Raw genomic sequence first — 8,226 nt, forward strand, 5'->3', positions numbered from 1 at the left:
CTGTGTCCGAGCAGCCGGAGATCAGCCATGCCACCGTCGACGACGGTGTCGCCCGGCTGACCTGGAGCTCCGACCTCACCGAGCGTGGCTGGCAGGCGGCCGTCGACGTCGTCCGGCGCCAGGTCGCCGAGGCGTTGACCGACCATGACCGGGTCGAGGTCAAGGTCGGCATCGACGACGCCGAGGCACAGCGGATCGCGACCTGGTCGGGGCTGCGGCGCGAGGGCGTGCAGCGCGGCCGGACGGGCGACGTGGTCGTCTACGCGCGGCTCGTCGACGACGTGCCGGTCCACGAGCCCGGCGGCTTCCGCGCCCTGCTGAACTCGTTCCTGCCCCGCAAGCGCGGCATCGCGCAGATGCTGGTGCGCGACGCCGACGGCCCCGAGGCGCGGGTGCTGATGTGCCAGCTGACCTACAAGGCCGACTGGGACCTGCCCGGTGGGGTGGTCGAGGTCGGCGAGTCGCCCCTGGTCGCGGTGTCCCGCGAGGTCGAGGAGGAGCTCGCCCTCGAGATCCCCGCGGGCTCGCTGCTGCTCACCGACTGGCTGCCGCCGTGGGGCGGCTGGGACGACGCGCTCTGCCTGGTGTTCGACGGCGGGGTGCGCCCGGCCTCGATCATCGACCAGGTCGTGCCCCAGGCCCGCGAGATCCGTACGGCGGAGTTCCTCACCCTCGCCGAGGTCGACGAGCGGGCCGCCGACTTCACCGCCCGGCGGGTGCGAGCGGCGCTGGCGAGCCTTGCGGGTGAAGGGCCGGCGTACTCCGAGTCCGGCCGCTGAACCGGACCTGCGCGACGAGCACCCCCAGCACCAGCAGTGCTCCCCCGGCGAGCTCGCCGGACGACGGCACCTCGTCCAGCAGCGCCCACGCCGAGCCGATCGCGACCGGCGGCACGAGCAGGATCCACGGCACGACCGCCGACGACGGGTTGCGTGAGAGCAGTCCGTTGAAGAGCCCGTAGCCGACCAGTGACGCGAGGCCCGCGGTGTAGAGCGTCGAGAGCCCGGCGCGCCAGCCGAAGGCCGCCACGCCGTCCGCGACGGCAGCCGGCCCGTCGACCACGAGGGACAGCAGCACCAGCGGCACGGGGACGACGAGCGCCGACCACACGGTCAGCGACAACCCGCCGGTCGCACCACTGGCCCGCGAGACGACATTGCCGATCGCCCACATCAGTGCGGCGCTGAGGCACAGCACCAGCGCGGCGGCGGGCACGTGTCCGCCTCGACCGAGGCCGACCACCACCAGGCCGACGACGCCGAGCAGGACCCCGGCGACCTGCGGCCGGGTCGGCCGCTCCCGCAGCACCACGGCGGCCAGCGCGATCGTCAGCACCACCTGCGCCTGGAGCACCAGCCCGGCGAGCCCGGGCGGCATGCCGGCGTCCATCGCGACGTACAGGAAGCCGAACTGGCCCAGCGACATGAAGGCGCCGACCGCCAGGATCGTGCGCCACGGGACCGGCGGGCGCGGGAGCAGGAGGACTGCCGGGACCAGTACCGCGAGGAAGCGGGCGGCGAGGAAGAGCAGTGGCGGGACGTCGCCCATCCCCCAGTCGATCACGACGAAGTTGAAGCCCCAGATCACGGCGACGAGGGCGGCGAGGGCCTGGTCCTTGCGGGTCACGTGGTCCAGCATCGACGCTCGGACCATGAAGCACCAGCGAAGAGAACTTAGCGATTCGTTGTAGCGTTGCTTCATGATCGATCTGGACGCCCTCGCCGGCCTGCGCGCCGTCGCCACCCACGGCTCGGTCGTCGCCGCGGCCGCCGCGACCGGCTTCACCCCCAGCGCGATCTCCCAGCAGGTCAAGCGGCTGGAGAGGCAGACCGGCGTCCCTCTCCTCGAGCGGGTGGGCCGCGGCGTGATGCTGACCAGCCACGGACAGCACCTCGTCGATGCCGGCGAGCAGGTCCTCAACGACCTCGAGCAGCTCGAGGCGAGCCTCCAGCAGCGCGCCGGCGTGGTCGCCGGCCGGGTCCGCCTCGCCGCCTTCTCGACCGCGATGCGCGGACTGATCGCCCCGATCGCGCGCGCCCTGCGCGACGCGCACCCCGACCTCGTCCTGACCCTCGACGAGCGCGAGCCGTGGGACGTCGTCGACCTGATCTCCTCCGGCCAGGCCGAGCTCGGGATCGTGCACCGCTGGGGCGGCGTCCCGCTCGCCGTACCGGACCACGTCATCGCGACCCCCGTCGCCACCGACCTCGCCGAGCTGATCGTGCACCGCGACGACCCGCTCGCCGCGCGCCCGCGGGTCACCCCGCAAGACCTCGTCGACGTCGGCTGGATCGCCACCCCCGAGGGCACGATCTGCCGCCAGTGGCTCTCGCGGATGTACGACGGCACCGGCCGCCCGCCGCGCATCGCCCACGTTTCCGGCGAGTTCGAGTCCCACCTCGCGCTGGTCCGCGCCGGGCTGGGCGTGGCGCTGGTCCCGCGGATGGGTCGTGCTCCGCTGGGCGACGACCTGGTCGCCGTACCGGTGGTGGACCCGGAGCCGATCCGGCTGGTCGACGCCCTGCACCGGCGCACCATGGCCGACTCCCCCGCCGTGCAGGCGGTGCTGGCCGCGTTCAGCCAGCCCTGACGCCGTCCAGCGCCTCCCGGGCCAGGTACGTCGCCCCGGCCACCGCGGCGGGCATCACCGCGATGCCGCCGAAGGGCACGAGGAAGCAGGCCTGCACGCAGACCCCGAAGCCGAGCATCGCGCCGCGGTGCTGCTTCATCAGCGCGGCGCGGGCGGCGCGGTCCATCCCGCGGGCCTCGAGCGGGCGGGAGACGAGCTCGCCGGCGAGCAGGCGGCCGGAGAGGACCAGGCCGAGCACGAAGCCGACCACCGCGCCGACCAGCGGCAGCAGGCCGAGCACGAACACCATCACGGCGGTCGCGATGCCCATCAGCACCAGCACCAGTCCGTCACCGATGCCGCGGATCCAGCCGACGCCCCTGTCCGGGACGTCGCCGCCGAGCGAGAGCTCGACCTCCTTCCAGATCTTCTCGTAGAAGGGGTCGCCCACGGCGAGGGTGAGTCCGGTGAAGGTGACGATCGAGAGCATCCCGGCGCCGACCAGTGCCAGCAGGAAGAGGCCGCCGCGGAACACCGTGCGCACGCCGTCGTTCCAGTCGTCGGCGAACGGGGTCGCCCAGTCGATGACGTCGTCGGCGTAGACCACCAGCACCACGAACAGCGCGACGATCACGACCGCCACGATCAGCGCCGGGACGATGCCGAGCAGCATCAGGGCAGGCCGCTCCCGCCACAGCCGCAGCCCGCGACCGAGGAAGGCGGCGCCCTGCCGGAAGCCCATCAGGACGGCCGTCAGTAGAGCGCGGAGGCCAGTGCCTGACGGCCCTTGAGGACCCGCGGGTCGTCGTTGCCGACCGCGCCGAACAGGCCGAGCAGGTGCTCGCGGGCCCGGTCGCGCTCCTTGCCGGAGGTACGACGGACCAGCTCCACCAGGCGCGCGAAGGCGTCCTCGACGTGGCCGCCCAGCATGTCCAGGTCGGCGACGAGGGTCTGCGCGTCGATGTCGTCGGGGTTCGCGGCGGCCGCGGCGCGGGCGGCGTTGAGGTCGGCGCCCTGCGTGCGCTGCAGCACCTTGGCCATCGCCAGGCCGGCGACGGCCTCGTGGTCGGCGGGGTTCGCGTCGGCGAGCTTCTGGTACTCCGCGACCGCGGCGTCGATGTCGCCCGCGGCGAGCGCGTCCTGCGCCGGTGCGTAGCGCGGGTCCAGCTCCGGCTCGCCGTCCTCGCCGTCGCCGGCCGGGGCGGCACCGCCGAGGGCGTTGGGCTGGTGGCGACCGGCGATGCCCTGCGCGGTGAGCTGCTGGGCGAGCTGGTTGAAGAGCGCGCGGATGTCGTCGATCGGCGCCGCGCCGGGGATCGGCTGCGTGGCCGGGCGGCCGTCGAGGATGACCAGCATCAGCGGCACCTGCGGGATCTGCATGGCCTGCGCGATCTGCGGGACGGCGTCCACGTCGATGGTCGCGGCGAGGAAGCGGCCGTCGTACTCGTCGGCGACGGTGGCCACGTCGCGGGCCAGCTGCACGCTCTCGGGCGACTGCGACGGCGAGAGGAAGACCAGCACCACCGGCGCGGTCATCGACGCCTGGAGCACCGTCTCGAAGTTGGTCTCGTCGACCGCGACGGAGTACGCCGACCCGGCGATCCCGCCACCGCCGGCTCCGGCGCCGCCACCACCTGCGGGCGCACCCGCGGGGGCGGCCGGGGCCGTGCGGCCCAGCGCCGAGAGGTCGATGGCTCCGGGACGGGAGAACGGCTGCTGCGTCATGGCAGCAAATCCTACGGAGCCGTCCTCAGTTGGGCACGCGGGGGCCGCGGAGTCCCGCCCGCTGGACGACCCGCTGGATGGCCAGGTCGCGCTCGTCGGGCCGCCCGACGTACCGGATGTCGCGCAGGCCCTGCTCCTGGGCCGCGGACTCGAAGCAGAAGTGGCCGAAGCCGAGGATCCGCCCGTGCAGCGGCTTCTTGACCGAGATGTCGAGGATCCGGCTCAGCGGCATCGTGGCCAGGCTCTGCGCGAGCACGCCGTGGACGCGGAACACCCGCATGTTGGTGATCACGAAGCGGTCGCGCAGCACCGCGAGCGCGCCCCAGGACGCGTGGGCGAGCAGCAGCACGGCCAGGACCAGGAAGAACCAGGCGACCTCGACCGCGACGAACCAGCTCCCCACCAGCAGCAGCATCGCCAGCGCGGCCTCCGCGCCGGGGCGGAGGTAGGCGAACCAGTGGTGGGTCACCTCGTCGACGACCACCTCGCCCTCGTCACGGAGCAGGTGCTTGCCGATGTTCGGGTCGCCCAGCCGCAGCACGACGCCCGCGACGAAGCTCATCGGTCGGCCCCGGTCCCCGGGATCAGTCCATCGCGCCGACGAAGTCGATCACGCCGGAGAACGCGTCGGTCGTCAGGTCCCAGCCGTTGCTGGCGGCAGACTTGGAGGTGTCGGCGAGGCCGTTGGGGTCGGTGAACATCCAGAACCCGAGGAACACGACCACCACGAGGGCGATCAGCTTCTTGGTGTCCATCTGCGGGTGTCTCCATCCTGGCGCCGGCGTGCCGTTGCGGGCACAGTTCGACACATTGGTACCAAAGGTCCCACCTGCAGCGCGGGAGGCGCGCTGGCTCCTGGCGCCCCGGTCACGAGGGGCAGGTGACGCCCGCGAGCCCGTTGTCGGCGGTTGCCGCCGGCACCGTGCCGTCGCGCAGCCACGCGTCGAAGAAGCCGCCCAGGTCCTGCCCGCCGCCGTACGACGCCGCGAGGGCCTCGAACTGGGCCACGGTGGCGTTGCCGTCGTGGTGGGCGGCGGCCCAGGCCCGCAGGAGGTTGCGCAGGTTGGTCGTGCCGATCCGCTTCTTCAGCGCGGCGAGCACCATCGCGCCCCGCTCGTAGACCGGCTCGTCGAAGATGTGCGCCGCGCCGGGGCTGGTCAGGTCGAGGGTCCAGAAGTCCGCCGTCGGTGCGTCGCACCACGCCCGGTAGGTCGAGCCCAGGCGGGCCGCGGTGCTCGTGCCGCCGTGGGCCTCGTCGAAGGCCCACTCGGCGTAGGACGCGAAGCCCTCGTTGAGCCAGATGTCGCGCCACCGGCGCACCGAGACGCTGTCGCCGAACCACTGGTGGGCCAGCTCGTGGACCACGACGCTCGGGTAGATCCACGCGCCGTAGGTCGGGCGGGTCTGGTTCTCGAGCGCGAAGCCGACGTCGAGACCGGTGACCAGGCCGCCGGTCGAGGTGAACGGGTACGTCCCGAACTGGCCGGCGAGCCAGTCCGTGACCGCACCGGTCCGACGCAGCTGCGCCATCGCGGCCGACCGGGCGGCGGGCGGGAGCTGGGTCGACACCGCGTTGTAGTAGCGGATGCCCGCAGCGCTCCGGCCGGTCTCGACGGCATACCCACCGGCCGCGAAGAACGCGAGGTAGGTCGCCATCGGGTCGGTCGCGCGCCAGTGCGTGGTGGCCCGGGTGCCGTTGACGGTGCGGTCGATGAGCGTGCCGTTGCTGACCACGCGCTTCGCGCGCGGGACGGTCACCCGGACCTCGAACTGCGCCTTGTCGGTGGGGTGGTCGTTGGAGGGGAACCACCACGGCGCCATGTGCGGCTGGTTCATCGCCACGACCTCCTGGCCGTCGGCGAGCCAGTTGCGCTCGCCGGCGTACGACGCCCGCCCGGGGTACCCGGCGTAGGTCACGTCGACCTTGAAGGTCGTGCCCTTCGCGATCGCCGTGGCGGGGACGACCCGCAGCTCGTGCGGGGTCGGCTTCGAGAAGCGCGCGGCCCGGCCGTTGACGCGGACCCGGCTGACGGGCAGCAGCAGGTCGAGGTGGAAGCTCGACAGCGCCTCCTGGGCGCGCATCGTCGCGACCGTGCGCCCCCACAGCTTGCGGCTGCGGAAGTCGTAGGTGACGTGGATGTTGTAGCGCAGCGCATTGGTGCCGCCGTTGCCGTCACGCGGCCAGTAGGCGTCGGGGCCGTTGGGCGAGCCGCTCACCGCCCGGAGGGACACCCGCTCCTCGGCGGACGCGCCGGAGAGCCCCGGCACCAGGAGGGACAGGAGCACCACGAGAACGATCCGCCAACGCATGGCGTCAGCGTACGTCGGCGCGCCGTCAGGGCTCCGCCCTCGACCTCCGTCACGCCGGTGGTGGAGGTGCGAAGTCGCGCCACGACCGTCACCCTTCGGTGGTTGAGGTGTGAGGCGCGCCAGCGCCAAGCCTCGAAACCTCTGTGGTCGATGCTGGGACTCCTCCTTCGGGTTCCGTTGGTCGCGGGGTCGGGTTTTCAAGCGGCAGCGACGAGGGAGCTGGGCGGGTGGGTCCGGCGGTCGGCTCTCGGTTGGTCGGGGACGGCGCGCAGCACCCGTCACCTCTGGTGGTTGAGGTGCGAGGCGCGCCAGCGCCGTGCCTCGCACCTCTGGCCATGATGCTGGAGCTCCTCCTCGAGGATCCGTTGGTCGGTGGTGGCGTTTTCAAGCGGCAGCGACGAGAGGGCTGGGTGGATGGGCGGGTNAACTGGCGAAAGTGCCCTGTGGAGAACCCTCTCACCAGTAGCGTTCGAACAGGCGTTCGAGTAGAATGGATCCATGATCTCGGACCCCTCGACCCACGCCCCGGCCTCGCTGCTGGCGCGCGCCGAGGACCTCGTGACCGAACGCCGCCTGGTCGAGATCGAGGCACTCCAGGTCCTCCTCGCCTGGGCCGACGTGTTCTCCGGCGACCCCCAGGCCGAACCCGGCGCGGTGCCCGTCCGTCGCGGTGGGCCGAAGCTGGTCCACCCCGGCGGTGAGGGCACCCCCGGCATCTCGGATCTGGCGTTGGACGAGATCGCCATCGCCCGCTGCGAAGGCGTCGGTGCGACCCGCCGCGCTCTCGCTGATGCGCTCGACCTGCGGCACCGGCTCCCCCTGATCTGGGCCGGCGCCCAGAAGCTCGAATGTGAGACCTGGGTGGTCCGCCGGGTCGCGACCCTGTCACGCAAGCTGACCCGCGACCAGGCCCGGATCGTCGATGTCGCGGTCGCTGCCGCCCTGGGGCAGGCACCGAACCGGATCCTCGCGATCGCCGAGGCCAAGATCATCGAAGCCGACACCACCACCCATCAGAACCGCATCGAACACAACCAACGACACAACGGGGTCTGGTACTCCAAGCCGAAGCCCGGCGACCAGATCGCGGGCGTCGACAACGCCGCGGGGGTCGCGACCGCGTACGCCCGCCTCGACGAGGCCGACGCCCGGGTCCATGAGGCGTTCATCGAGCAGCTTGCGGTCGCGCTCGCTGAGCACGGCTCCCCCGAGGAGCAGGACCTCGGGATGGACCACTGGCGTGCCGAAGCGTTCGCCATGTCCGCCGACCCCNAAGTGCGGCGGAGGTCGTGGTGCACGTCGCGACCACCGACACCGGTGACCTTGCACCTGTTGCGCGGGTTGAGGACCTCGGCCCCCGGACCCTCACCCAGGTCCAGGCGCTGCTCGCCCGGCACACCAACGTCACGATCACCCCCGTGATCGACCTCCACACTGGGCGGTCGGTCAACGGCTACGAGCACCCCATCGACGTCAAGAAGCGCAGTGAGTACCGCACCTTGGGCGACGTGTTCCCCCACGCGACGACGCTGTTCGGGCAGTCGAAACGGTCACCGGATCACGACCACACCGTCGCCTACGACAAGGACGGTCCACCCGGACAGACCGGGGACCACAACGAC

The 8,226-nt window shown here is 72.4% G+C and carries 10 protein-coding genes; 4 read left to right on the forward strand and 6 right to left on the reverse strand.

Annotation, left to right across the window (positions count from 1 at the left end):
- Nucleotides 1-2: 2 nt before the first annotated feature.
- Nucleotides 3-779, forward strand: coding sequence for an NUDIX domain-containing protein (locus ASE20_RS17660; protein WP_056895902.1), 777 nt, complete (start codon nt 3-5; stop codon nt 777-779).
- Here ASE20_RS17660 and ASE20_RS17665 read toward each other — a convergent pair.
- The gene (locus ASE20_RS17665; protein ID WP_200952859.1) at nt 703-1,653 is read right to left on the reverse strand and encodes an EamA family transporter; all 951 of its coding nucleotides are present in this window, start codon (nt 1,651-1,653) and stop codon (nt 703-705) included. The two genes, ASE20_RS17660 and ASE20_RS17665, sit on opposite strands and share 77 nt — an antisense overlap.
- A gap of 46 nt (nt 1,654-1,699) precedes the next feature.
- On the opposite strand from ASE20_RS17665, the gene ASE20_RS17670 reads away from it, so the two are divergent.
- A complete protein-coding gene (locus ASE20_RS17670) occupies nt 1,700-2,590 on the forward strand; it encodes a LysR family transcriptional regulator (RefSeq protein ID WP_056895903.1) in 891 nt (296 codons plus the stop codon).
- On the opposite strand, the gene ASE20_RS17675 is transcribed toward ASE20_RS17670, so the two are convergent.
- From ASE20_RS17675 to ASE20_RS17690, 5 genes are all read right to left on the reverse strand, one after another.
- Nucleotides 2,577-3,311 carry an EI24 domain-containing protein gene (locus tag ASE20_RS17675; RefSeq protein ID WP_056895904.1) on the reverse strand — a complete coding sequence of 245 codons (735 nt, stop codon included), beginning with the start codon at nt 3,309-3,311 and terminating at the stop codon, nt 2,577-2,579. The two genes, ASE20_RS17670 and ASE20_RS17675, sit on opposite strands and share 14 nt — an antisense overlap.
- An 11-nt stretch (nt 3,312-3,322) precedes the next feature.
- Nucleotides 3,323-4,294, reverse strand: a complete 972-nt coding sequence (locus ASE20_RS17680; protein WP_056895905.1) for a co-chaperone YbbN — start codon at nt 4,292-4,294, stop codon at nt 3,323-3,325.
- 25 nt (nt 4,295-4,319) lie between these two features.
- The gene (locus ASE20_RS17685) at nt 4,320-4,856 is read right to left on the reverse strand and encodes a PH domain-containing protein (RefSeq protein ID WP_056895906.1); all 537 of its coding nucleotides are present in this window, start codon (nt 4,854-4,856) and stop codon (nt 4,320-4,322) included.
- Between the two features lie 22 nt (nt 4,857-4,878).
- Complete coding sequence (locus ASE20_RS24830) at nt 4,879-5,049, reverse strand: hypothetical protein (protein ID WP_157538685.1); 171 nt, start codon at nt 5,047-5,049, stop codon at nt 4,879-4,881.
- Between the two features lie 112 nt (nt 5,050-5,161).
- Nucleotides 5,162-6,604: a M1 family metallopeptidase gene (locus ASE20_RS17690; protein ID WP_082612536.1), complete on the reverse strand. Its 1,443-nt coding sequence runs from the start codon at nt 6,602-6,604 to the stop codon at nt 5,162-5,164.
- Between the two features lie 498 nt (nt 6,605-7,102).
- Between ASE20_RS17690 and ASE20_RS17695 the strand changes: the two genes are divergently transcribed.
- Together ASE20_RS17695 and ASE20_RS17700 are read left to right on the forward strand one after the other, a co-directional pair.
- A partial coding sequence (locus tag ASE20_RS17695; RefSeq protein ID WP_225869231.1) for a hypothetical protein occupies nt 7,103-7,876 on the forward strand: 774 nt, incomplete at its 3' end.
- 146 nt (nt 7,877-8,022) lie between these two features.
- On the forward strand, nt 8,023-8,226 hold a 204-nt coding region (locus ASE20_RS17700; protein WP_200952860.1), incomplete at its 3' end, for a hypothetical protein.

This window comes from Nocardioides sp. Root240 (assembly GCF_001428825.1).
Taxonomy (GTDB): Bacteria; Actinomycetota; Actinomycetes; order Propionibacteriales; family Nocardioidaceae; genus Nocardioides.